Source organism: Methanosarcina baltica (genome assembly GCF_055394095.1).
The window spans coordinates 1,587,285-1,612,007 of record NZ_AP042463.1; the positions used below are offsets into that span (position 1 = coordinate 1,587,285).

At 43.0% G+C, this 24,723-nt stretch carries 20 protein-coding genes; 14 read left to right on the plus strand and 6 right to left on the minus strand.

Annotated elements, in window-relative coordinates; all coding sequences use genetic code 11:
- Positions 1-514 precede the first annotated feature (514 nt).
- From ACZ5QV_RS06915 to ACZ5QV_RS06940, 6 genes are all read left to right on the plus strand, one after another.
- Positions 515-1,135, plus strand: a complete 621-nt coding sequence (locus tag ACZ5QV_RS06915; protein ID WP_464601820.1) for a CBS domain-containing protein — start codon at positions 515-517, stop codon at positions 1,133-1,135.
- Between the two features lie 254 nt (positions 1,136-1,389).
- Positions 1,390-2,190 (plus strand): CBS domain-containing protein, encoded by an 801-nt coding sequence (locus ACZ5QV_RS06920; protein ID WP_464601821.1) that lies wholly within the window; start codon positions 1,390-1,392, stop codon positions 2,188-2,190.
- A 266-nt stretch (positions 2,191-2,456) separates the two neighbouring features.
- Positions 2,457-3,461 (plus strand): CBS domain-containing protein, encoded by a 1,005-nt coding sequence (locus ACZ5QV_RS06925; protein WP_464601822.1) that lies wholly within the window; start codon positions 2,457-2,459, stop codon positions 3,459-3,461.
- 30 nt (positions 3,462-3,491) lie between these two features.
- Positions 3,492-3,650 (plus strand): hypothetical protein, encoded by a 159-nt coding sequence (locus ACZ5QV_RS06930; protein WP_464601823.1) that lies wholly within the window; start codon positions 3,492-3,494, stop codon positions 3,648-3,650.
- Positions 3,651-3,668: 18 nt separating this feature from the next.
- Positions 3,669-4,532, plus strand: coding sequence for a CBS domain-containing protein (locus ACZ5QV_RS06935; protein WP_464601824.1), 864 nt, complete (start codon positions 3,669-3,671; stop codon positions 4,530-4,532).
- A gap of 308 nt (positions 4,533-4,840) precedes the next feature.
- Complete coding sequence (locus ACZ5QV_RS06940) at positions 4,841-5,617, plus strand: CBS domain-containing protein (RefSeq protein WP_464601825.1); 777 nt, start codon at positions 4,841-4,843, stop codon at positions 5,615-5,617.
- Between the two features lie 122 nt (positions 5,618-5,739).
- Here ACZ5QV_RS06940 and ACZ5QV_RS06945 read toward each other — a convergent pair whose 3' ends face one another.
- Positions 5,740-6,534, minus strand: coding sequence for a TIGR00266 family protein (locus ACZ5QV_RS06945; RefSeq protein WP_464601826.1), 795 nt, complete (start codon positions 6,532-6,534; stop codon positions 5,740-5,742).
- A 333-nt stretch (positions 6,535-6,867) separates the two neighbouring features.
- Between ACZ5QV_RS06945 and ACZ5QV_RS06950 the strand changes: the two genes are divergently transcribed.
- The 6 genes from ACZ5QV_RS06950 to ACZ5QV_RS06975 all read left to right on the plus strand — a co-directional run bounded on the left by ACZ5QV_RS06950 (position 6,868) and on the right by ACZ5QV_RS06975 (position 14,495).
- The gene (locus tag ACZ5QV_RS06950; protein ID WP_464601827.1) at positions 6,868-8,133 is read left to right on the plus strand and encodes an RNA ligase; all 1,266 of its coding nucleotides are present in this window, start codon (positions 6,868-6,870) and stop codon (positions 8,131-8,133) included.
- 136 nt (positions 8,134-8,269) lie between these two features.
- The gene (locus tag ACZ5QV_RS06955) at positions 8,270-8,860 is read left to right on the plus strand and encodes an IS607 family transposase (RefSeq protein ID WP_464600711.1); all 591 of its coding nucleotides are present in this window, start codon (positions 8,270-8,272) and stop codon (positions 8,858-8,860) included.
- A gap of 41 nt (positions 8,861-8,901) precedes the next feature.
- On the plus strand, positions 8,902-10,089 hold the full coding sequence (locus ACZ5QV_RS06960; protein ID WP_464602054.1) for an RNA-guided endonuclease InsQ/TnpB family protein: 1,188 nt from the start codon (positions 8,902-8,904) through the stop codon (positions 10,087-10,089).
- A gap of 514 nt (positions 10,090-10,603) precedes the next feature.
- Entirely contained in the window at positions 10,604-11,656 is a 1,053-nt protein-coding gene (locus ACZ5QV_RS06965; RefSeq protein WP_464601828.1) for an EF-Tu/IF-2/RF-3 family GTPase, read from the plus strand.
- Positions 11,657-11,977: 321 nt separating this feature from the next.
- Positions 11,978-12,553 carry a gamma-glutamylcyclotransferase family protein gene (locus ACZ5QV_RS06970; protein ID WP_464601829.1) on the plus strand — a complete coding sequence of 192 codons (576 nt, stop codon included), beginning with the start codon at positions 11,978-11,980 and terminating at the stop codon, positions 12,551-12,553.
- A gap of 277 nt (positions 12,554-12,830) precedes the next feature.
- Entirely contained in the window at positions 12,831-14,495 is a 1,665-nt protein-coding gene (locus ACZ5QV_RS06975) for an IS1634 family transposase (RefSeq protein ID WP_464599431.1), read from the plus strand.
- Between the two features lie 88 nt (positions 14,496-14,583).
- Here ACZ5QV_RS06975 and ACZ5QV_RS06980 read toward each other — a convergent pair whose 3' ends face one another.
- The 4 genes from ACZ5QV_RS06980 to ACZ5QV_RS06995 all read right to left on the minus strand — a co-directional run bounded on the left by ACZ5QV_RS06980 (position 14,584) and on the right by ACZ5QV_RS06995 (position 18,279).
- Positions 14,584-15,357 carry a sugar phosphate isomerase/epimerase family protein gene (locus ACZ5QV_RS06980; protein WP_464601830.1) on the minus strand — a complete coding sequence of 258 codons (774 nt, stop codon included), beginning with the start codon at positions 15,355-15,357 and terminating at the stop codon, positions 14,584-14,586.
- A gap of 158 nt (positions 15,358-15,515) precedes the next feature.
- Positions 15,516-16,061 carry an RNA-binding domain-containing protein gene (locus tag ACZ5QV_RS06985; protein ID WP_464601831.1) on the minus strand — a complete coding sequence of 182 codons (546 nt, stop codon included), beginning with the start codon at positions 16,059-16,061 and terminating at the stop codon, positions 15,516-15,518.
- Between the two features lie 118 nt (positions 16,062-16,179).
- Positions 16,180-16,722 carry a dephospho-CoA kinase gene (locus tag ACZ5QV_RS06990; RefSeq protein ID WP_464601832.1) on the minus strand — a complete coding sequence of 181 codons (543 nt, stop codon included), beginning with the start codon at positions 16,720-16,722 and terminating at the stop codon, positions 16,180-16,182.
- Between the two features lie 312 nt (positions 16,723-17,034).
- Complete coding sequence (locus tag ACZ5QV_RS06995; RefSeq protein ID WP_464601833.1) at positions 17,035-18,279, minus strand: ORC1-type DNA replication protein; 1,245 nt, start codon at positions 18,277-18,279, stop codon at positions 17,035-17,037.
- Between the two features lie 1,089 nt (positions 18,280-19,368).
- Here ACZ5QV_RS06995 and putP point away from each other — a divergent pair.
- A complete protein-coding gene (putP, locus tag ACZ5QV_RS07000) occupies positions 19,369-20,859 on the plus strand; it encodes a sodium/proline symporter PutP (protein ID WP_464601834.1) in 1,491 nt (496 codons plus the stop codon).
- Positions 20,860-21,109: 250 nt separating this feature from the next.
- Here the strand turns inward: putP and tnpC are convergent, their stop codons facing one another.
- Complete coding sequence (tnpC, locus tag ACZ5QV_RS07005) at positions 21,110-22,582, minus strand: IS66 family transposase (protein WP_464599339.1); 1,473 nt, start codon at positions 22,580-22,582, stop codon at positions 21,110-21,112.
- An 821-nt stretch (positions 22,583-23,403) separates the two neighbouring features.
- Between tnpC and mfnA the strand changes: the two genes are divergently transcribed.
- Entirely contained in the window at positions 23,404-24,552 is a 1,149-nt protein-coding gene (gene mfnA / locus ACZ5QV_RS07010) for a tyrosine decarboxylase MfnA (protein WP_464601835.1), read from the plus strand.
- Positions 24,553-24,723 lie beyond the last annotated feature (171 nt).

A 24,723-nucleotide genomic window follows, 5' to 3' on the forward strand; every position in this document is an offset into this window, starting at 1 on the left:
TAATGTAGTTTCCAGTGGAAATCGAGGGGTTCAGGCAATACTTATTGATTTTTTACTAATTGTATAGAACCGTTTCTGCAAAATCACTTTTAAAAATAGAATTTAGGGATAAAAACACCCCTTCAATAACAGATGAAAAATATAAAATAATTCAGATAATTTCCAGTCGAAATAAAGGGGTTCGAAAAGATTTACCCTTAATTCCTAGTTATAAAATACAAAGAAAAGAAATGCCGTTATAATTATGTACCATTGAACCGTATATCTTGATATTAAGAAAACCCGATCGCGAGCCACTCAGGTATTTCTAAAGATTAAAAATAAAAACGTGTTGAGGGGCAGGCAAACTCGGTTTTATTTTACATTAATTTGGGGAAAATTCAAAAACATTTAAACGGGACCTCTGAAACAAGAGGCTCTGGTCTAAATTGGAGAAGTTGGGCAAAAAACCTCTTTCAGCCTTGCGCTTCAAAAAGCATTTATGACAAGATGGGAACAGGGGGTTTGAGAGTCAGTGGCGGTTGACCCTGGTAAGGAAATGGAAACTGACATCCAGATAAAAGAAATGGAGACAGAAATGTCGGTTTCGGAAATAATGAACGAAACAGTAATCACGATGGATATTAACGCGGAAATTCCAGTCATCGCCAGGGAAATGGTCAAGCAGGATGTTGGAAGCGTGATTATTACCAGTGATGGAAAAGCTATGGGCATAATAACAGAAAGAGACCTTGTGCGCGATATCATCACCAAAGACAAAAAACCAGGTCGGGTACATGCAAGCAAAATCCTTTCCTCTCCTCTCGTAACCGTAAAGCCCGGCACAAATATAATAGAAGCCTCCAAGCTGATGCTGAAGTCCGATATAAAGAGACTTCCCGTCATGGAAAATGGGGACATTGTGGGGATTGTATCCAATACGGACATCCTCGTGGTAACCCCCGGCCTGAGCACCATCTTGAAAGACCTGATAGAAATGAACCGGGAAACCCTGCTCGTTTCAAACGAGGAAATCAGTAAGGATTTCAACAGCGGGATCTGTGAACTCTGTGGTTACTATTCCGAAGATCTGGAAACGCTAGAAGGCCGGCTTTTATGCCAGAGCTGCAGGGATTCCGAGGGTTACTACGATTAATATAACAAATTTTCAATTTTTAAAACAGGTGTCCGAGAGTGGCAACACTGGCTGCACCTGTTGAAATATTATTTAATAGATATTCAGCAAGGCGGCATCTACTGGAATATGAATTGGAATATGATCTCGTAAACTGCCTGGTTGAAACCGTCGAAGTACACAAATCTGTAAACCAGACAACATGGAAAAGGGATCAATAATAAGGGACTTGCTGCTTCAAGCCCGGATTGATCTGCCTGAAGGATTGTGAACAGATGAGAGTCAACGAAATTATGTCAGAAGGGCCTGTGTGTGTGAAAGAAGGGGATTTTGTCACCCACGCCCGCCAGTTGATGCGCGACCATTACCTGCGTGGAGTGGTTGTCACCGACGAAGCCAACCGGCTGGTGGGGATGTTGAGCGATCAGGATATCATGAGGGTTACAGCCACCCGTTCCAATGTCACGGTCCGGGGCTACGCGCGGGAATGCCCGACGATTACCCCGGATATGGAATTGGAAAAATCCGCAAAACTGATGCTGGAAGCAAAAATAAACAGGGCTCCCGTGGTCATGTCCACAACGGACCAGACAGTTATTGGAGTGCTGAGCAATGTAGACCTATTAAAAAATATGAAGCTTCCCGGAAACGCTCCGAAGACCGTAGATGAAATCATGAACCAAAAAGTAGAGACCTGCCACCCAGACGACAGGGTCGCAACAGTCTGGACTTACATGCTCGAATCGGACTGTACCGGCATCCCTGTGGTTTCCGAAAAGGGAGAACTTATGGGGATGATAACGCGAAGAGATATCCTGAAATCAGGTACTATAAGGATCGGGGCCGAAGACTCCCATGGTCCCAGGGTAAATGAAAGCTCCAAGATTGAGAAGATCATGTCAACTCCGGCTTATACCCTGAATGAAGATGATTCCGTGGAAAAGGCCGTGGGGATGATTTTACACTATGATATAGGGAGGATAACCGTCATCAACGGTAAAAAAATAAGTGGAATTATTGACAGGCAGGACCTTTTAAAAGTTTTTATAAACGAAGGAGTCCGCATAACCCAGTAAAAATTTCTGGAAAAAGCAAGGTTTTGGAAGCTCTATGAGGAAAATACAGACAGGTCTCACACAAAAAGGTTATAATGGTCAACTAATATAATTAATAATGATTATAGACTCATAAAAAGAAAGAAGTTATTAGAAAAACATCAAGAAAAAAAATTGAACAATTTAAAAAATTCGAAAAGTTCGAAAAGTTCCGGTAAATTTCAGAAAGAACTCCATTCCAGAAGAAAGCCTTCAAAAAAGGAAAATTTGATGGCAACTCAAAATCGGTGGTACAATTGAACAAAAATAAGACACTTGCGTCAACCGAAAAAATGAAAGTTCAGGCTAAACTGAACAAAGTGGATCGAGGAGTACTGAGAAAAGACCCGAGGATGATAAACAGCACAGTTACGATGGATAAAGGGCCTGTGGATTTCAAATCCCGCATCTCGGAGCATGGAGGGCACATACTTGCGCTTTCAACAAGAGACGTGTTTACACTTCCGCCCACTGCAAGCATCATGGAAGCAATCAAAGCCATGACGGAAAGGAAATTCAGGCGTGTGCCGATTACTGATGCCGGCACGAAACGGCTGGAGGGCATTGTCTCATCCGTGGACATTATCGATTTTCTTGGGGGAGGAAGCAAAAATCTGCTCATCGAAAAGCGCCATAAAGGCAACCTGATGGCTGCGATAAACGAAGACCTGAAGGAGATAATGGACTACGACGTGACGTTCGTATACGATAATGCAAACTTTTCTGAAGCTCTCAAAATCATGCTTGAGAAGAATAGGGGGGGGCTTCCGGTCTTGAATGAAGAAAAACAGCTTGTAGCCATCTTTACCGAAAGAAATGCAGTGGAAATGATGAAGGGGCTTGTGACAAACCTGACAGTTGAAGACTACATGACCAGGAATGTGACAATGGCAACAACGGATACAACAATCGGCCAGGCTGCAAAGACCATGGTCAAAAATGGGATTCGAAGGTTGCCCGTGGTCAAAGATGGGATTTTTGCGGGGATGGTCACGGCATCGGATATCGTACATTTCATCGGAGGAGGGGACGCTTTCGAGAAACTGGTAACGGGGAACATACATGAGGCTTTTGACCAGCCGGTGGGGTCCATTGTCTCCAGGAACCTTATATGGACAGGCCCGGAAACGAATATGGGAATGGCCCTGGAAATCATGCTTGAGAAAAAAATAGGTTCACTTCCGATCCTGGAAGCAGGCATTATGCGCGGGATCATAACCGAAAGGGATTTCCTGAGGTCTTTTGAGCTGTAAAGAATATTGCTTTGTTGCAAAGAAAATGCTTTGTTAAGCAGACTTGCGGCATCCCTCTGGAAAAAAGGAACGGAAACTTCGAAAATTTGTTTTATGGGGATAGGGTATAAAAGCGGATTTTTATTTGAAAAAAGTAAGAAGTTCAGGAGAAATCCAAAAACTATAATTATTGATGCCTATATACTATAAAAATGGAGGAGGTATTTCATGACCGTCGCAGACATCATGAGTTCACCTGTATATGTAGTAACCACAGATGAACCCGTGTCTCATGCAAGAAACCTGATGTTGAAGCATAAGATCAGTACGTTGCTTGTCCTGGACAAAGGCAAGATGGTTGGAATAGTCACAAAATCCGATATCAGTAACCGTCTGGCCCAGGCAGAACCTCTCTGGAGGAGACGCCCCATAGACCAGATACCAATCAAACTGATGATGACCGAATCCGTGATCACGATCTATCCAGAAGCGTCAATTTCCCAGGCAGTTGCCCTTATGTTCGAAAATGGCGTACATGACATCCCTGTAATGAAGAACGATATTGTGGGAATTGTCACCAGGACAGATATTGTAAAGCATGTGGCCGAACAGGCTGAAGATATAGATATGAAAGTTTCCAGCCTGATGACAGAAGATGTTGTCTTTGTTCACAAACACCATACCATCAACCACATAATAGACGAAATGAACAAAAACGAAATCGAGAGGGTTATTGTCAAAAACGACCTTGGGAAAGCTGTAGGGGTTGTCTCCAGAAGGGAACTGGCCTTCAACCAGATCACTGACTATGAAGGCAAACTTTCCACAAAAAACATAAAGATGGCCAGAAAACCCACATCGGGAGCCCAAAAAACCTACAGGTACATAAAAGAGGTACCTCTCATCGCCGAAGACATCATGAATTCCCCGGTGCCCCTGCTCAATATCGAAGAAAACGTAAAGGAAGCCGCGAAAAAAATGATTGAAGAAAACCTGACAGCCCTGTCGATTACAAATGGAGAAGAAATTGTGGGAATAATCAGCAGAACTGACATAATGAAAGCTGTCGGCAACCCCGCGCTAAAGCTTTGAGCCCTGTAAACAAGCTGCTTACCGGCCTACGTCTTCGCTGGATGTGTTAAACACCTTCAAATGCTTCCTCAGTTTGTAGCTCTATCGTACAATATAGAAATCCTGAGAAACTGGGGCGGCGTGCTACACATAACAAGCATATCCAGCATTGACCTGGGGAAATAGTTTTAAAAACTACGTTACCTGCTACGGGAACTTGTTTCAAAAGCAGAGTGGAGAAATCCAAACGTGGAACGAATGCCAGAAAGTCGCGGCATTCCACCCACAACCAAAGTCGCAGGCATCCTGCCTGAGGAGTCGTGAATTGCATGCAAGTTAAAGACATAATGGTACAGCCACAGAAGATTGATAAGTCAGATACCATTTCTCACGCCCTTGACCTTATGGAGAAAAAGAACACAAAGCGCCTGATGGTAGTCCACAACGACAACCTGCTAGGGGTACTTACCATGAGGAGTCTGACAAAAGAACTTGGCACACGAAAAAAACTGAGCAAGCCCGCATCCTCATTGCACGTTGCAACAGCCGTATCCGACAACTACACAAAGGTCCTGCCGGACACTGATGTCAGCGATGCCCTTACCCTGATGAAAAAGAAGGGAGGAGTGATCATTGTCAGCAACAACGGGGACCCCCTGGGCTGGGTCACCCCGCAGGAACTCCTTAAGGCCAGCGACCTCAACGGTTTTGCCGGGGAAATCATGCAAAAGACCCCCATAACCGTTAGCCCCTCCGACCGCGTAAGCCACGCAAGACACCTGCTCCTCGACAACGACGTGGGAAGGTTGCCGGTTATTGAAAACAACAAGCTCGCAGGAATTGTCGCGGAAGATGACATCGCACTTGCCATGCGCTCCTTCAGAGATCTGGTCGCAGGAAACCAGCAGGACTCCAGGATCAAAAACCTTCTGGTCTCGGACATCATGACAAGAAGTGTAATCAGCGTATACACCAACACCCCTCTCGAAGAGGTAGTCAAAACCATGCTGGAAAATGACCTGGGCGGAGTCCCGGTCCTCAACCTTGAAGAGGAAATGGTAGGCTTCCTTACGAGAAGGAACATCATAAATTCAATTAAGGAGTGAAAAGGGCTTAAAAAAGACTTCCTGCCCTAAAAGGGCAGGATTTTACTACTTTTCAAAAACATTTGATAGTGATTTTTAAGGGATTTTAGAGTTACTGGTTTTTAAGAGGGATTTTGGGGGAATTAATCCCCATCCCCACTGATAAGATCGCCAAGAATGTTCCCTCCAAACCCTGCGGCTCCTCTGCTTTCACCACGCTGCTTGTAGCCGGAAGCGGCAACAATCCTGTCAGCAAGCCTGGAGAAAGGAAGACTCTGCAGGTACACAAGCCCCGGCCCCCGAAGGGTAGCCAGGAAAAGCCCTTCCCCACCAAAGAGGGCGTTTTTAAATCCTCCGACCATCTCGATGTTGTAGTCCACACTTTCGGAAAAGGCAGCAAGACAGCCTGTGTCCACGCGCAGGGTCTCTCCCGGAGCAAGGTTTTTCTTGACAACAGTCCCGCCCACATGGACGAAAGCCATGCCCTGTCCTTGAAGCCTCTGGAGGATGAAACCTTCTCCCCCGAAGATGCCTGCCCCGAGCTTGCGTGTAAGGGCCACTTCAACCTCTATACCCTTTGCCGCACAGAGGAAGGCGTCTTTCTGGCAGAGGAAACGACCTCCAAGTTCGGAAAGGTCGAGGGGGATTACCTTTCCGGGATAGGGAGCCCCGAAGGCAACATGCCCTTTACCACGCCCGTTGTGAGTGAAGTTGGTGATAAAAAAACTTTCGCCCGTAAGCTTCCTCTTAAGACCTTTTCCAAGCCCTTTCAGGAGGCCACCCCCGCTCGCACCTGTTGAGGTCTCCATTTCGATTCCGGCCTCCATGTACATCATCGCCCCGGCCTCGGCCCGGACTGATTCCCCGGGATCGAGTTCAACTTCAACAATCTGCATATCGTCGCCAATAATCTTGTAATCAATAACATCTACTGCCATTTGACTGTCTCCGCCTTTTATTTCAAATCTTTATTTCAAATATTTATTTCAAATATTTATTTCAGATCTTTATTTCAGATCTTTATTTCAGATCTTTATTTCAGATCTTTATTTCAGATCTTTATTTCAGATCTTTATGGAATGTAAACCGTTCAGGTAACATTCTTTTCACTGAGACATATGATGAGTTCAATACTTAAAAAGATAATTCACAAATTGGGGACATTAATTCACAGATTGGAGACGTTAATTCACAAATTTAGAGGATTAACTCACAGACAGGAAAAGGACAACGTATTTCAAGCCCGGGGGCAGATAAATGAAGGGGAAAACATGAAGCAAGAGAGGAACGACAAAGAGGAAAATAATAGAGAGAAAAGTAAGAAAAATGGGCCTGAAAGAGAAAAAAGTGAGGAAAAAAGGCCTGAGAAAGTAAAAACTAACGTTTATAATGATCCGCAATTTGTAGCAAGCCTGGCCGAATATCTGGACCTGTCGGAAGAAAAGATCGAGCACCTTTTTGAAAAAAAATACCTGGCCCGGAACTGGGGAAAATACGAAGACCTGCTTCGTTTCGATAAGGAAGTTTCCCATATAGAACGGGGGACAGTCATTTATGAAAGGGATGGAACTTTTGAAATGGTCCTGGGTTTTCCCAAGATCCGGAGGGCCATGGTACTCTATCCCACTCTCAAAGAACAATTCTCTCAAATCAAAACCCTGGCCGTGGAAGAAAAAATGAACGGCTATAACGTCCGGGTTGCAAAAATAAAGGGAGAAGTCCTCGCCATCACCCGCAGCGGTTACATTTGTCCCTACACAACAGAAAGGGCAAGGATAAAACTTAACCTGAAGTTTTTTGACGACTACCCGGAGCTCGTGCTCTACGGGGAAATGGTGGGCCCTGACAACCCATATGTTCCCAAAGCTATCTACGAGGTCAGCTCCATAGAATTTTTCATCTTTGACGTCCGGGAGAAAACCACCGGAAAACCCCTGTCTCTGGCCCGGAGGAGGGAACTTTTAGAAACCTACGGCTTCCTGCAGGTAAGGCTTTTCGGGGAGTTTTCCCTGGAAAAGGCCCCGGAAGAAATTAAGAAAATTATCCTGAACCTTGGGGAAGTCGAACATGAGGGAGTGGTCATCAAGGACCCTGAAATGCTGCTTCCGTCCATCAAATACACCTCCTCCCAGAGCAACTGCTCGGACCTCCGGCACGCTTTCTTTTTTTACTACGAAACCGGCAGAGACTATATGCTTTCCAGAATCGTGCGCGAGGGTTTCCAGGCTGTGGAATGGGATGAAAGAGAAGAAGATTTTGAAAAACGCTGCATGCAACTGGGGAAAAGTATCCTGGGCCCCCTGAAGGGGGCACTCCGGGACGTGAAAGAAAAAAGACGCCTCTTTGATGAGGTCAGGATCAGGGTCAGCGACCTGGAAACGGCTCGCAGGTTCGAAGAATACCTCAAACGGCTCGGAGTCGATGCCATCTTCGAAGAGCCGCAACCTGTTGGAGAGGAGTTTTTGGTAGTGATTAAGAAAATGAATAAGAGTACCCACGACAAAACCGAGGCGATGTGGAAAGGAGAACTCTGGTAAAGCCACTTACCCCTTTGTCTGCTCCCACCTGTCTATTCCCACCTGTGTTTCCCAAAAAGAAATATATCACAGTATAGTACTCAAAAGTATCCATTAATTATAAATAGCATCAATATTATATTACACATTATATATTATGAAAGCGAAAGAGGTACTCCAGCTATTGAAAGTATCGAGAAATACTTTAAGCATCTACGTTAAGCAAGGAAAAATAAGAGTTACCAAACTGCACAACGGTTACTATGATTACAATGAGGACGATGTTTACAAATTATTCAACAAAAACGTAATGAGGAAAACCGTTATATATGGACGAGTTTCAACCTCTAAACAAAAAAAAGACCTGGAAAACCAGATAGAAATGCTGAAGAGTTGGGCTTTCAATTCAGGCCATCGAATTGACGAAGTGTACTCTGATGTTGCATCTGGAATCTCTTTCGAGAAAAGGAAAGATTTTTTCAAGATGCTTGATAAGATCCTGAATCACGAAGTTGAATTTTTGATAATTGCCTATAAAGACAGGTTAAGCAGAGTCGGGTTTGAACTGTTCTCTCACCTGTTTGCACGTTTTGGCACTCAAATAATAGTGGTGTCTGAAATAGGCAATAAGAAGCTTGATTCTGAAGAAATATTTGATGAAATTATTTCAATGCTCCATTGCTATTCCATGAAACATTACAGTAAAAGAAGAGATAAACGCCTGGAGATAGAGGTCGAATCAAAGTGATGGTTAAACGTGTTGAGCAAATCTAGTTTCATTCCAGGGAAATAGGGGATTTGTGCCATAAATCCAAAAACCTGTATAACTTCTCTGATTATATTATCAGACAGGAGTTCTTCAATAACGGAAAATGGATCCGGTACAATAAACTTTATGGGCTTGTGAAGTCCTCTGAGCCTTACAAAGAGCTTCCTGCTAAATCTGCTCAACAGACTCTAAAAGTACTTGACCGTAACTGGAAATCTTTTTTCGAAGCTTTAAAATCTTACAAAAAGAATCCAGAACTTTTCACAGGCAAACCAAAGCCTCCAAAGTACCTGGAAAAAAACGGGGAATACCTGTTAATTTTTACAAATCAGCAGGTCAGTATCAAAGACGGAGTACTCAAGTTTCCCAAAGTAGTGCCGTTATCCATCCAGACAAGACTTCCTGATGATACTAATTTGAAAGAAGTCAGGATCATTCCAAAACACGCAGGATACACCTGTGAAATTGTTTTTGAAAAGGAAATCGAAGACCCCATACCTCTCAATTCCGGTCGAGTCCTGGGAATTGATCTTGGAGTTGTCAACCTCGTAACCATTGGAAACAATTTTGGAGAAAATCCAATTATTGTTAAGGGCGGGGTTGCCAAGTCAGTAAACCAGTTTTACAACAAGCAGAAAGCAAAGCTCCAGAGCACTTATGAGAAGCATGGAATCAAAACAGGAAAGAGTGTAGAAGTACTGACCCATAAAAGAAACTCAAGGATTAAAGACGTACTCCACAAACTGAGCAGGGCAATAATCAACTATTCTCTGGAAATGAACGTGGAGAAAATTATTATCGGAAGCAACCCTTTCTGGAAACAGAAAGTCAACATGGGTAAGAAAAATAACCAGAATTTTGCTCAAATCCCTCACAGTACCCTTATTTCAATGGTCGAATACAAGGCTGGAGAGGTTGGAATTTCGGTTGAACGGATCGAAGAGTCCTATACAAGCAAATGCTCTTTCCTTGATAATGAGCTAATGGAACACCATGAAGAATATCTCGGAAAACGGGTCAAAAGAGGGCTTTTCCGAAGTGCCACGGGAGTTCTTCTTAACGCTGATGTCAATGCAGCATATAATATGATTAGAAAAGCAATCCCTAATGCCTTTGCAGAGGGGATAGAGGGTGTTGTGCTTCACCCTGTTAGTGTTAATCCACTATACAAAGAACAGTTTATATCACAAATTCATAATAGTTGGTGATACTAATTAGGACTTTTCATAGCATACCAATACCAAAGACTGATAACTACAATACCTGATCTATTTATACTCACCCAGCTTTAAAATTCAGAATTTTGAAGTTTTCTATCCAAAATCACTATCAAGAGGATTTCCAACCACGGAAAACACGGAAAGACACGGAAACCGGCCTACGGCCGGTGAGTACGCCGGGACTTTAAATACCTGAGTTCCGCTTCGGGATCACAGGAAATCAAAGATTTCCTGGGAGTTGCACTGCAAGTGCAACAGCACGGTGTCCTTTTCGGGAGCTCCACTCAAGCGGACTGAAAAAACGCCAGAACAACCTTAATTGCCGTCTTCCTGCATTCTTTTTTCCGCGTGTTCCGTGTGTTCCGTGGTTTGAATGCACACACCAAACACCTCCACCAACAAAAACACAACCTTTACGAGTATAGAGCACTTCCCGAAATAAAATCTGAACTTATATTTTCACCATTCCTTAGCAGATAATTTACAAGATAAGGGACCCACCATGACAAATATCGCGATAATCGGAACCGAACGGAGCGGAAGGACCACTCTGGCCGCAAACCTCGGTAAAAAAGGTACACATTCGGATATCACCCTCTTCAACAACGATAAGGAAAGCCGAACAATGGTTTTCGTGGATGCGCACAGCTACCCGAAGTCCCTGAAATCCCTGATTACGGCCCTGAACGTCTCCGACATAGCAATCCTCTGCATCCCCCCCGAGGGCCTGGACGCCCATACAGGAGAGTGTATAATTGCCCTTGACCTCCTGGGTTTCAAGCGCGGGATCATTGCCCTCACGAAATCCGACACAACCCACATGTACGCAATCGATGAGCTGAAGGGTAAACTCAAAAAGATCAGCAAAGGCACAATCCTGGAAAACTGGGAATACGTGTCTCTGAACACGGACAAGAGCGCAAAGAACGCTTTTGAGGGTGTGGACGACTTAAAAGCCCTGATAAATACCCTCGCCGAAGAAATCGAAGCCGAGCAGAAAGAAATGGACGAACTCCCCGTCCGTGTCCTTATTGACCACGCCTTCAACGTAACCGGAAAAGGTTGCGTGGCCCTCGGAGTCGTCAGCCAGGGCACACTGAACGAGAAAGATAAAATCAAGATCTTCCCCCTTGACAGGGACATCGAAATCCGCTCCATCCAGTGCCACGATGTGGATGTGAAAAGTGCCCCAACAGGCAAAAGGGTCGGGCTGCGCCTGAAAAATGTTCAGGAAAAGGACATTGAGAGAGGCTTTATCATCGCCGATAAGGAAAACGTGACCACGGACTATACCCTGGAATGCAGCATCTCAAAGTTCACGAAGAAAATTGAGCTTGCAAGCGTTCTTCACCTCTTCGTGGGCCTCCAGTCCGAACCCGTGCGGGTGGAAAAGATCCTGATCGACGGAAAAGAAGTTCAAGAAGCTTTACCCGGCAGAACCTGCACCCTTGAACTTTCCGGAACCAAAAAGGTCGCCTACGGCAAAGAGGACCGTTTCCTGCTCGCAAACCTGGACCTGTCCCAGCGTTTTGTGGCCTACGGCTATTCTAAATAATTTCAGGCTCAAAAAAATTGGTCGTCCACTTATCCAGAATCACTATCAAGAGGACTTTCAACCACGGAACACACGGAAAGACACGGAAACCGGCCTGTGGCCGGTGAGTAACCTGGATCTTTATATAATAGAATTCAAAAACACTCCCAGATCTTAAAAAAGGACTAAAAATACCAGAAAAACCGTAATTGCCGTCTTCCCCGAGTTCCGCTTCGGGAGCATGGTGTCCGTTTCGCTACGCTCAAGCGGACTTAAAACCGTAATTGCCGTCTTCCTGCCTTTTTTTTCTGTGTGTTCCGTGTGTTCCGTGTGTTCCGTGGTTTGAATGCCCACGCCAAACACCACCTCACACAAAAACACGAGCTGTATGAAAATGAAGCAATTCCCGAACTGAAATATAAGGGGAAGCCCATGAAAACTGAGCGAGAAAACAAGACTGTAGAAGATAAAAAGCTCGATGGGTCCGTTTTTCATAAAAACATGTGCTGGCAGCGCTCCTACGAAAAACCCGCAGAAAATGAGATGATAATGGCCCTCTACGGCTCTCTCCGGGATGGGCTCGACAACAGCCGGCGCTTTGACCTGCCTGAAAAATCGGAGTTTCTGGGAACGGCATGGGTTGAGGGTTACACCCTCTATTCCCTGGGAGCCTACCCAGCCGTCTATCCGGAAGAAGGGGCTTCCGTACTTGTGGAAGTCCGGAAGTTTTCAGGAAAAAAGCAGATGGAAATCGCAAAATCCATTGACTACATGGAGCTTTTCGGAGGCTACCACAGGGAATACGTGGACCTTGAAATTGAAGGACGGAAACTCAAGGGTATCATTTATGTTTACGATGATGAACCCCGAACTGAAAAAATAGAGAGCGGGGACTGGGTTGAGTATATGGAAAATTAAGAGAACACAGGGCTTCTTTAAAAATTAAAAGGGTTGCGGACTTATTAAAAATTATTGAACCTCCGAGATTCAAGAATTTAGTTGAAAATTTGGAAAGATTAGACTCAGCTTTCAAAGAAGAGCTATTTTTGCCTTGATTTGCCACAAAAATCAGTGGCAAGGAAGATCCGTTAAAAAAAATATTTGTAAGGCCTAAGTTCTAAATTACATTTAAAAAGCCTATTGTATCTGTTTTTTGAAGAAATATCTTTATATACGTAGAACCTAAATTTATATCATGGTTTTTTTAAAACAGAAAATAATCAACGGTAAAAAATACTGGTATATTATTAAAACTGGCAGAATTGATGGAAAAGTGAAAACTATATTTCAGATATATTTAGGCAATGCCGAAAAAATATTTGAAATGAAAAAACAGAGTGAATCATTGCCCTACATGAAACTGAAATCTTTTGAGTACGGCAAACTTGCCGCACTTCTTCATGTGAATGAAGAGCTTGGATTCGTTGACATAGTGAACAAGCACACTATGAAAAAATCAATCGATGGTTTAAGTGTCGGAGAGTATCTTTTACTTGATATAGTGGGGAAATCTCATGGAGTTTTAAGTGAAAACGGTATTGGGGAATGGTTCAAAAAATCGGCCTTATCTTTTAAGTGGAAATTCCCTCATAAATTAAATTGTCAGAATTTTTTGAATCATATGAATTACATTGATTCCGACACAATGAAAAATATTGAAGACGATTTGTGCCGAGTTCTCATCGAAAAAGGACTAACCCCTTCAGTACTGTTTGTGGATGAATCAAACTGGTTCACTTATGCTACCAATTATGATGAAAAAAGTGAATTGCTTCATAAAGGGTATAACAAAAAGCATCGTAAAGACAAAAATCAGGTATCTGTAGCGCTGGCTGCTAATGATTACAACTTACCTTTTATTCACGAGACATATCCAGGAAATGTGCATGATTCAGAGGAATTTTCAGGTCTGGTTGACAAAATAGTAAACCGTCTAACCGAATTGAATATTTGTTCGGAAGACCTTGTTCTTGTTTTTGATAAGGGAAACAATTCAAAGGACAACATTGAAAAAGCAACTTCAAAGATGAATTTTGTAGGGGCTGTAAAAGCAAATCAGGCAGATGATCTTCTTGAAGTGCCATTATCTAAATATCAATTTTTATATGAAAGCTCAGAAGGCCACAAAATTTATGGCTATCGGACAAAGCATCAGTTTTACGGGACAGAATTTACAACAGTAATTACTTTCAATGAAGGAACTCACAAACTTCAAAAAAGAACTTGTGAGTCAAATATGTCAAAAATAACTGAGAATCTGGAAGACCTACAGAGGAGACTGGAAAGCAACAGAGGAAAAGCAAGAAACAGGAGCAGTGTAGAAAAAGAGGTTGCAGACATTATTATCAAAAAATACAGAAGTATGGTGAAATATGAAATTACTGATGCTCCTGAAGGTAAGAAAAAACCTCAGTTAAAGTTCTGGATTGACGAAGAGAATAAAAATAAGCGCGAAAATTCATTAGGAAAAAATATACTATTTACAGATAAGCACCGTTGGCACACTAAAAAAATTGTGCAAACATACAACAATAAAGGCGCTATAGAGGATGATTTTAAGCTATTGAATGATCACCTGCTTGTCCCTGTGGGACCGGTGTACCACCACAAAGATGAAAATATCAAAGTTCACGTATTTCTGTCTATAATTGGCTTACTTTTCTACAGATATTTAGCCTGGGAGACAAAGAGATATGGTCTTTCTATGAGAAGACTAATTGAAAATTTGTCCGAAATTAGGCTGGCAGTTATCCAGGATAAAGAATCAAATAAGTGTAATATTATTCTGGAAGAGATGAGTACAAAGCAAGCATCATTATTTTCTTTCTTGAACTTGGGTAATTACCTGCCACCCCAATAAAAACGTCATCAGTAGGATTATTCATTCCTTAGGCCCACACAAACAAAGCCGCTTGATAACGGAAAAACATGCATCTTTGAAAGTAAAGTTAGAGTTTCTTTAAAAACTCCAGACTTTTGACCCCTTCTTCAACCGAACTCATTTCATTTACAAAGATTCCCCTGTAATCCGAGAGTTTTTCCAGAACCGATTTCCAGTCCACAGTGCCATCCCCAAGAGGCAAGTGTTCGTCCCGCTCACCTCCGTTGTCGTGGATGTGCACGTGGGAAATCCGGCCCCCGAGGACTTCTAGAAACTCGTCCGTGAGTCCGACCGTGTTGGCGTGGCCCACATCGAAGGTGAAGCCCACGTTGTGGCTGCCTATAGCTTCGAGCATCTCGCTCATTTCTTCCGGGTATTTCCCGAAAATTTTCGGGTAATCCGGCATGTTTTCAACGGCTATGAGGATTCCGAAATCCGCGGCAAATTCACAGAGTTCTCGGAGGGATGCAAGGTTGGTCCGGCAGGCCTCATGCGGAACCTGGGCTCCATAGGGGGAAAGGTAACCGGGATGCACCACAGCCAAGTTGACAAAATCCGAGGCCAGGGTAAGGTACTGTTTCATCTGTCTGAGGACTTCCCCCCGGATGGAAGGGTTCAGGCCCGCCAGGTTCATGTCCGAGAAGGGCAGGTGGAGGGTCAGTTCAAGGCTGGTGGTCTCGTAGATATTTCGGACCTGCTGCAGGGTCCTGCTGTCCAGGCACTGGGAGCCTTCCTGCACGATTTCCCAGCCAGTGTACCCGTGGTCCTCAAGTTCGTAGGCCCAGGAAAAAGGGTCCTCAACAACTGCGCGTGATGAAAAACTGATGCGTTTTAACTGCATGAAAGATCGGCCTCATCCATGTAAAAATAAGGAAGTAATATGGAATTTTGAGTTGTAGAGTTAATTTTACGGGAATTTTGATTTGGAGTTATTAAAGTTAATTTTAGCGGGAACTCTGATATAGTTATGGAAAAAAAGATGAGCCGGAAAATAAGATTTCAGGCCCCTTCCACGTAATCCATACCAACTTCAATAATGGGCTTTCCGTCCTCCGTGAGAGGCAACAACCACTCAGAAAGCCTTTCCATTTCAGGAAAAGACTCCGCAGTTATGTGTACCTCAATGGAGTCCAGAGGTTTCACTTCAGGAGGGAAGCTTGCAAACCCAACAAAAGCGACCTGTTTGTCCAGTAAAAATTTAACAGACCGCCCGTCCATCGAAAGCCCTTTGTTAAAGGCTTTTTTGCGTACGCTATCTATAATACTCTCTACCCGGAAAATCCTGTGAAGGGTGTTGAGAAGTTCAATGCCCCCTTCTCCACTAAGCCGGTAAATGGGACCTGTATATTTTCCGGACTCGGCAGCCTCTGAAACTTCAGAATTTTCAGAAATCCCAGAAGGCTCGGAAACCCCGGAAGGCTCGGAAACCCCGGAAGGTTCAGAAATGTTGATATCAATGCCCTCAAACATCCTGGAAATTGCCAGGGAAACTTTTTCAGGGTCCTCTGTGGGATAAACGGAAGCTGAAACCTCAATATGTATCATGAATTATTTCCCCTTATTTTATTCGGTTTTATTTTCTCCGGAATTTTCTCCAGAATTATTATCGGAATTATTATCGGAATTATTATCGAAATTATTATCGGAATTATCTCCGGGAGCTTCACGAATAATTTTTAATAATTGCAATCATGGCCTTTCTGAAAGTCTCCAGGGTGCAATTGTTTTCAATTTTCACATTGGAAGCTTCGATGGCTTCACCCATGCCCCAGCCAAGTTCACGTTCATCGCGCTTTTGAAGGCCTTCGATACTGTTCATGTCATCACTTCTGCCTCTTTTCTGCACTCTTTCGAAGCGGGTCTCAAGAGGAGCGTGAATAGAGATGAGGAGAAAACCTTCTCCGAACTCTTTTCTGAAGTACTCAACTTCAGCAATCCCGCGGACGCCGTCCACGACCACAAGTTCCGCACCTGTTTCCCGGATTTGGGAGACGCAGCGCCTGGAAATGGCATCCATACCCTCGCATTTCCGAAGGTCTGTTGCGACTTTCCCGGTATTGGAATCGGTGGGTTCAAGCCCACGCTTCAGTACTTCCTTCCGGATCACATCTCCCATAATAATAACAGGGACCCCCATCTCAGCAGCGATCCTGGAAGCTTCGGATTTCCCCGAGGCCGGCATACCTACAAAAGCTATGATTTTCATCGTAAAAACCCTTTGAAATATTGTGAATGAAAAATATTGTGATTATGAAAATGAATGAACGTGACTGAAATGTCCTTTTCTGGCCAGACTACACGATCAAGACACCGGATTATATATATTTTTTTCCAGAAAGCCGGAAAAAAAGACAGCTGATCGGAAAAAGCAAGCTGTAGAAAAGGAGTCAAAAAAAGTCAACTACCCTTGAGATAAGACCCGGAGATTTCCTGCTGAGGTTTTATCCCCAGCAGAAGACCCCTGATTTTAAAATCGGATTTTAGGGGAAAAGGGTAATTGACGAAGATCTGAGCAAATTCAAATGAACATCTTGCCAAACATGGAAGACTTAAAGTCTACAAGAGGCTTTAACCTGTAATCTTCAAGAAGTACTCTGCGTGTGTTTTCCACGGGAACGCTGAGGGAAATTTCCTTGGTCCTGCCGTAACGGCCTTTGCTTACCACAACGGCGTTGACGATTCCCAACATGTCAAGCTCGGACATGAGGTCCGTTACCCTCCTCTGGGTCAGGATGTCCATATCGATATGATGGCAGAGCTGCCTGTAGACGTTGTACATCTCTCCCGTTGTTATGTTCTTGCTCTCTTTCCCACGGTTCCGGAGCAGTATAATACTGTAGAGCACGAGCTTGGACTGGGAGGGCAAAGTCCGGACGACTTCCACGACCCGGTCAACTTCGATCTTTTCCTGGGCCTGGCGCACGTGTTCTTCAAGCACCTGGGACTCGTTTTCCCGTTCTGCGATTTCCCCTGAAACTCTCAGGAGGTCAAGGGCACGCCGGGCATCCCCGTGTTCCTGAGCTGCAAAAGCGGAACAGAGCGGGATTACCATTTCCCCGAGCACAGCATCATTATACGCCATTTTTGCTCTCTGTTTGAGGATGTCGCTGATCTGTTCGGCGTCATAGGGCGGAAAAATAAGTTCTTCTTCTCCAAGCGAACTCTTGACCCTGGGGTCCAGGAATTCCGTGAATTTGAGGTCGTTCGAGACCCCTATCATGCTGACCTTGGCATGTTTCAGGTCCGTGTTTATGCGAGAGAGGTTGTAGAGAACGTCGTCACCTTTCTTAATAAGTTTATCAATTTCGTCCAGAATAATAATAACGACCTGGTCCCTCGCGTCAATCGCTTCCTTGAATTTCGTGAAGACCTGGTCCGTGGGCCAGCCGGTCATAGGGACCTCTTCTTCAAAGTGCCGGGCAAGGTTTGCAAGCAACCGGTACTGAGTATCGATGACCTCGCAGTTGATGTAAACCACCGAGCACAGGAGCGATTTGTCTTCACTTACCCTTTCAAGTTCTTTCCCTACATAGCGGGTCACGGCAGTTTTCCCTGTCCCTGTCTTTCCATAAATCAGGACATTTGAAGGAGTCTCCCCTCTCAGAGCTGAAACAAGGATAGTGGCAAGGCTGCTGATCTGCTCGTTCCGGTGGAGCAGGAGGTCGGGGGTATAGGAGGGCCGGAGGACTTCTTTATTTTTAAAAATCGAATGGCCGTCCAGTAATTTTTCGAACAGGCCATCTAAAGATTGGGCTTTCATCATAATGATCCTCTGAAATTAACAAAACTAATATATAAATTTACATGAAACAGGCAGAAGGCCCCATTACTTCAGCATGGGGAGCAATAAATTAGATTATAGAGGGGGATAGAAATTATCGTGATACGATCTAAATTCCTTTCGAATAAGACCATTTATCTTTAAATTGAATTGAATTTTTTGGATAGTCCGGGATTGGTCTTTTGAACAGAAGTAAACTGCACCCTTCCTTCGGAGTCGAGAAAAAAAATCTTTCCGGCTGCGGAGATAAAAGACAGGAAGGACACAAACATTCAAAGATATAACAAGAAATCCTCCCGGATCCAGGCATTTCTGGACATATTCAAAACCATCCGGGCATATCTGTTTATCCATTTGAGCAAAATATTATTTGAATACCAGCACTACAAAAATCTGATTTGAGACCAGATCTGCAGTAGATGCAATGGAAGTACACCTAATTAATGGTTATGGTGAAAACCCCTTTATTTCTAATGGAAATTTTTTATAACCGGACAATCGATCAAAAAAACGGCACCCTGCAAAAACATAAATTAAAAAATTAAAATCAAGAAAGCTGTATATGATAATCAAATAGAAAATAACCCCCCTTTTTCCAATGGAGAATTCTAAAAAACTTTTAACCCCTTTATTTCCACTGAAAAGATAAAAATACTATATAAAAAATGTATTTGATAAAAATAATAATATGAGTTTCTGATAACAAATACTTATTAATAATTATTATAAAATTCAGATTGATCCTAAAAACGTCCGAATTTTTCAGAATAATTCCTGCATTATCTGACAGTTATTATTTTATAAGTTGTGCCAGGTATAATCAAAAAAGTATATAAATGATAGATTTTTTTCAAAAAATTTATAAAAAAGATAAGAATATAAGGAAACAAAGATTTCAATCAGGATTCTGAAAAAAATAGATAAAAAATTTAAACTCAAAATTTAAAACGCAAAACTCAAAAACAAAAATTAAGAAGTCAAAAACAAAAATTAAGAAGTCAAAAACAAAAATTAAGAAGTCAAAAACAAAAATTCAAAACATAAAAAAAGCTACAAAAATGGAGACAATTGATGGCATCTAACGACCTTAACATTATGTTTGTTTTTATGATTTATCTGCTCTTCATGATCTCCATCGGAGCTCTCTATTATAGAAGAACAGAGAACCTTTCCGATTATATTCTTGGAGGAAGAAAATTAAATAGCTGGGTCACGGCCTTAAGTTCCCAGGCTTCGGATATGAGCGGATGGCTGCTCCTGGGCCTGCCCGGATATGCATATCTGTCGGGTATGGAATCCATATGGATCGCTATCGGGCTTGGTGTCGGGACCTATCTTAACTGGAAATTTGTCGCAAAAAAACTGAGGCAGTACACCCAGATTGCAGGGGACGCTATCACAATCCCGGTTTTCTTTGAAAACAGGTTCAGGGACAAGTCCCATGCTCTCCGTATCATATCAGCTCTCCTGATCCTTATGTTCTTCCTGATCTACACCTCATCCGGGCTCGTTGCGGGCGGGAAGCTCTTTAACACTGTATTTGGAATCCCCTACCAGCAGGCCCTCCTGATGGGAGCACTTGTAATTGTTACCTATACCTTCCTCGGAGGGTTCATGGCTGTCTGCTGGACTGATTTCTTCCAGGGCCTGCTCATGATAATAGCAATTGTGGCCGTGCCCCTTGCAGCCATAAAAGGTATGGGAGACTTCCCCACAACTGTGGAGCTAATAAAAAGTATCGACCCCCAGATGATGAACCCCTGGACCACAATCGGAGGAGGCTCAATTCCCCTGATAGTACTTGTCTCAAATCTGGCCTGGGGTTTCGGTTACTTCGGGATGCCGCACGTCCTGGTCCGGTTCATGGCCATCGAGTCTGCTGATAAAATTAAGCAGGCCAGGACCATTGCCATGGTCTGGGTAACAATTGCCCTGATCTTTTCAGTCGGTATGGGAATTGTGGGAAGAGCCTATCTGCACCCCGAATTCCTCGCAGGAGCCGAAAGTGAAACCGTTTTCATGGTTCTGATAAACCAGATGTTCCCACCCCTTATAGCAGGAATTTTCCTCGCTGCAATCCTCGCCGCTATCATGAGTACAGCCGACTCCCAGCTCCTGGTCGCAGCCTCGGCTTTCACGGAAGATATCTACAGGATCCTCTTTAACAAGAATGCAAGTGAAATGGAACTTGTATGGCTCGGCAGATTTGCAGTCATCGCAATCTCCCTCATTGCCTACCTGATTGCCAGAGATCCTGCAAACTCTGTCATGGGCCTGGTCTCCTACGCCTGGGCAGGTTTCGGAGCCGCCTTCGGACCCATTATCCTCTTTTCCCTCTTCTGGAAAAGGACCACCAAAAACGCGGCCCTTGGAGGAATGGTTGCTGGAGGCTTAATGGTCATCATCTGGAAACAACTCTCCGGTGGAATCTTCGACCTCTACGAAATCGTACCGGGCTTCATCCTCTCCTGCATTGTGATCTACACAATCAGCATAATGGACAAAGAAGGCCCGTCCAAAGAAGTCCAGAAAGAGTTCGACCAGGTACACAGACTTGATTAAAGGCTGATTCTCAAGAAAAGAGGTTTGAAAACTCCACTGAAACCATCAAAACAAGAACGAACATATTATCTGTGAGGCATCAAAGAAAAAATATGATTCCTTTAAAGCTTCACAGATTTAATTAATTTTTCGATTCTATTTTTGTTATTTTGATTATTCTATCAAACCAAAGAGCTCAGATTACAGAACTCAGATTACAAACCTAAAATTATAGGTAACTATTCAGCCTACTGATAAAAAAAGCATAGTTTCAGCTAATGTTGCAACTATCGGATAATAGCGGCGCTCCATTGAGCGCCGCTCGAATAGCATCCATGACATTCAAGCTATTCTTTCTAATAGTGGATATGTATCCCCGAATTCTGCAGAAAGCTACCGCTCCTTCGATGCTTCGGAAAGTTCCCGAAATCTTCTGTTGTAGCTTCATCATTCTGATGTCTCGCTCTGCTTGATTATTATCAAATGGAACTCTCAGGTCATTGAGGAATTTCAGAATCCTATCCTTGTATTTTATGAACCTATCAAGGAGATTCTTTGCTTTTGTTTGTGCTGGTCTTCCTCTTTTTTTAACCTGTTTTGAGAGGTCAGGAGGTGGATTTTCTTCAATTCCCTCTTTAATTATTTTATCGTATATTTCCTCGAATGCCCTGACTTTTATTGGATCTATTGGAATTTCCATTTCTCTGCATTCGTCGGTATATTTTTTTACTTCACTCAGAAGTTCATTTACTTTTTTAGCCCATTGCTGCTCAAAATTCTCTTCAACTCCAGTGAGGTCCCTCTTAAGATGAGCATTGCAGAGAGCATGTTCACATCCATATTTGTTGTATGATGCCCAACCATCATGAACTACTACCCCCTTGTATTCTGGAAGAAAACCCAAAGCATTCATTGCCTCTGATCCTCTTTTTGGATGTACAAAATAGTATGTCCACAGACTGTTTGAAACAACATGGAGCCACCATTTTGTCCCTAAAACCCTCATTCCTGTTTCATCACAATGTACAGAATAGGCTACCCGTAGATGTTCGAAAACAGCTTTTTCGAAAGGTTCCAATTTCTGGAATAATTCCTTTTCAGCTCTTTTTATGGTAGCAGGGCTGATACGTATTCCATAAAAGTCCTCTGACAAATCACAAATCCGTTTATAAGGAATCAATTGAAAGTTCCTTAAATATACAAGAGAGGATAAAAGGCGAGGTCCATATTGAATAGGGAATTTTATAGAGTCTGGAAAAGTACCTTTGTTTATTTTCCCACAGTGAGGGCATTTCTTGGACTCAGCACGATGTTCGGTAAATATGATGTTCACAGGAGGAATATCAGCTTCTTGCCTGCGTTCACAGTCCCGAACTTCAGTATCTTCAAGATCATGACCACAATTTTCACAGCAGTGAGGGGAATGAAATATTATATGGTCAGGATCCCCAACCATTTCGAAAGTACTTCCAGAATGACCTTTTTGACCACCAGGTTTTTTCCCACTTCTTGTGCGGCTACTCTTAGGTTTAGGTTTTTCATTCACAAAAACGTCAGTAGAAGGAGGTTTACTGCTGTTTTGGCTGTTTTGATTTAGACGAGCCTCTAAAACCCTTACACGTTCCTCAAGTTCAGCAATTTGAGAAGCCTGTTTCTCTATGATAGTCTCAAGTCTCTGAATTACAGCAACGACTGCTTCAGGGCCTTCTTCATAGATTTCAAGAATCTCTTCACGTGTAAGCATGATACTGAAGAGATAGAGTTATTTTATATGCAATTTTTCCTCGAAACGAGGAAAAATTGCCTTTGTTCAAAGTATGGCTGAATAGTTACAATTATAGACCTAAACTTGCAAATTTGAAGTTGCAGTCGAAAACGAATTAAATATAAAGTGTCTAACAAATAGAACAAAATTCTAATTTTTTTAAATTCGATAAGAAAAAGAGAAAAACTGATTTGTTTTCATACACCCCTTCATTTCCACTGGAAAGTATATATACACACCCGGGCCCCCCTGTTTCTACTGGAGTGGACTTCTCGTTTGGGGTAACAAAATAAAACATAGTTTTATTTGTTATGGTAACAAAACAATGTTGTTATGTTATTCAATTAATAGTATATATAGCTTGTTATGAATACGCTTATTTACTAAAATAGAATTGAAATAATTAAATAAGATATCGAAAATTATTTTAAATCTGGAGAAGTCTTTTTTTTTCCACCGGAACCGAAAAGGCGTTCCAGTGGAAATAAGGGGGTGGGGGTACCATCCCTCCAGTCATTCAATAGAATTTCATTCATTTTTATTCATAATTTATAACTTTTTTAAAAATTAACTTGAATATATTTTGATAATTCTCTATCTTTTTTAAAATCTTATCTTCGGATGCACCATCTTCCTGACTCTATGACTTAATCTGACTCTATGACTTAATCTGACTCTTCTATCTCTGACTCTATCTCTGATTCTATTATACTTCAGATCAAATATCAAATATCTCAAATCCTATTTCGGCTGGATTAATCCATAAGTCTTTTAAATAGAATTGTTTTTACCTTATCCTAATGAATGAGCAGGGCCTTTCTGAAAAAAAGATATTTTCCCTATTGAAAGGGGCAAAGTCTGAAGATACGGATTATTACAGGGTTTTGAGTTCAATGTGTACGCATCCTCACAGGATAGCGTCAGAAGCTCACAGGCTGTTTATTGAAGCTAACCTTGGGGACCTCGGGCTCTTTTCGGGCACTCACGGCCTTGAAAATGAGGTCATAAAGATGCTCGGGGAACTCCTTCATGCGCCTCAAGCCTGCGGCTATCTGACAACAGGAGGCACGGAATCCAATATCCAGGCAGTCAGGGCAATGAAGAACCTGGGTGTTGCCCGCAGGCCTTACATTAAAAATCCCAATATCGTGGTCCCAGAGTCCGCTCACTTTTCCTTTGACAAGGTTGCCAACATGCTAGAGGTCGAAGTCAGAAGAGCTGCACTTACCCCGGAGTTTCAGGTTGACATAACTTCCATGGAAAAACTGATCGATGAAGAGAGTGTGGGGCTTGTGGGGATAGCCGGGAATACAGAGTTCGGACAGGTGGACCCGATCGAAAAAATCTCGGAACTGGCTCTTGAAAGAGGACTTTTCCTGCATATCGATGCGGCCTTCGGAGGCTTTGTGCTCCCATTTATGGAAAAAACTTATCCATTTGATTTCGCTGTCAAAGGAGTAAGTTCAATTGCAATCGACCCCCACAAAATGGGCCTGTCCACAATTCCCTCTGGAGCTCTGCTGGCCAGGACCCCCGACTTCCTGGACTGCCTCAGGGTCAACACTCCCTACCTTACCACAAAGACGCAGTCCACCCTCACAGGCACCCGAAGCGGCGGCGCCGCCGTGGCCACCTATGCCGTAATGAAACATCTCGGCCGGGAAGGCTATCGAAAAACAGTGGAATACTGCATGGATCTCACCAGAGCTCTTATAAATGGTGCCAGGGAAATCGATATCGAACCCCTGCTTGACCCTATAATGAACGTCGCCACTCTTGTAGTCCCGGAACCTGACAAAGTCCGGGAAATCCTTCTTGATAAATTCGGCTGGCATGTCTCAATCACCCGAAAGCCCAGGGCCCTAAGACTCGTACTGATGCCGCATACCACACCTGAAGATATAGATGAATTTTTGAAGGATCTGAAAACAGTTGTTGAAGGGCTTTGATAAGGCCGTTCTTACTCATTCATCCTTTTTATTTTCTCATTTTTATTTTTTAAATCTAACACTTTATGCCGGTTTTTGTTGTTTTTTCGAATTAATGAAATCTCGCAATAAATATCTATAGAGTTATTTTTAAAATAATATGTAGATATATTATATTGAGGCATTCTTAAA

What these genes read in the sequence shown, in the direction of transcription:
- ACZ5QV_RS06940 (WP_464601825.1), top strand. Translation starts at nt 4,841, where the DNA reads ATGCAAGTTAAAGACATAATGGTACAGCCACAGAAGATTGATAAGTCA.
- ACZ5QV_RS06950 (WP_464601827.1), top strand. Translation starts at nt 6,868, where the DNA reads ATGAAGCAAGAGAGGAACGACAAAGAGGAAAATAATAGAGAGAAAAGT.
- ACZ5QV_RS06935 (WP_464601824.1), top strand. Translation starts at nt 3,669, where the DNA reads ATGACCGTCGCAGACATCATGAGTTCACCTGTATATGTAGTAACCACA.
- ACZ5QV_RS06995 (WP_464601833.1), bottom strand. Translation starts at nt 18,279, where the DNA reads ATGATGAAAGCCCAATCTTTAGATGGCCTGTTCGAAAAATTACTGGAC.
- ACZ5QV_RS06955 (WP_464600711.1), top strand. Translation starts at nt 8,270, where the DNA reads ATGAAAGCGAAAGAGGTACTCCAGCTATTGAAAGTATCGAGAAATACT.
- ACZ5QV_RS06975 (WP_464599431.1), top strand. Translation starts at nt 12,831, where the DNA reads ATGGTTTTTTTAAAACAGAAAATAATCAACGGTAAAAAATACTGGTAT.
- ACZ5QV_RS06990 (WP_464601832.1), bottom strand. Translation starts at nt 16,722, where the DNA reads ATGAAAATCATAGCTTTTGTAGGTATGCCGGCCTCGGGGAAATCCGAA.
- ACZ5QV_RS06980 (WP_464601830.1), bottom strand. Translation starts at nt 15,357, where the DNA reads ATGCAGTTAAAACGCATCAGTTTTTCATCACGCGCAGTTGTTGAGGAC.
- mfnA (WP_464601835.1), top strand. Translation starts at nt 23,404, where the DNA reads ATGAATGAGCAGGGCCTTTCTGAAAAAAAGATATTTTCCCTATTGAAA.
- putP (WP_464601834.1), top strand. Translation starts at nt 19,369, where the DNA reads ATGGCATCTAACGACCTTAACATTATGTTTGTTTTTATGATTTATCTG.
- ACZ5QV_RS06945 (WP_464601826.1), bottom strand. Translation starts at nt 6,534, where the DNA reads ATGGCAGTAGATGTTATTGATTACAAGATTATTGGCGACGATATGCAG.
- ACZ5QV_RS06985 (WP_464601831.1), bottom strand. Translation starts at nt 16,061, where the DNA reads ATGATACATATTGAGGTTTCAGCTTCCGTTTATCCCACAGAGGACCCT.
- tnpC (WP_464599339.1), bottom strand. Translation starts at nt 22,582, where the DNA reads ATGCTTACACGTGAAGAGATTCTTGAAATCTATGAAGAAGGCCCTGAA.
- ACZ5QV_RS06965 (WP_464601828.1), top strand. Translation starts at nt 10,604, where the DNA reads ATGACAAATATCGCGATAATCGGAACCGAACGGAGCGGAAGGACCACT.
- ACZ5QV_RS06920 (WP_464601821.1), top strand. Translation starts at nt 1,390, where the DNA reads ATGAGAGTCAACGAAATTATGTCAGAAGGGCCTGTGTGTGTGAAAGAA.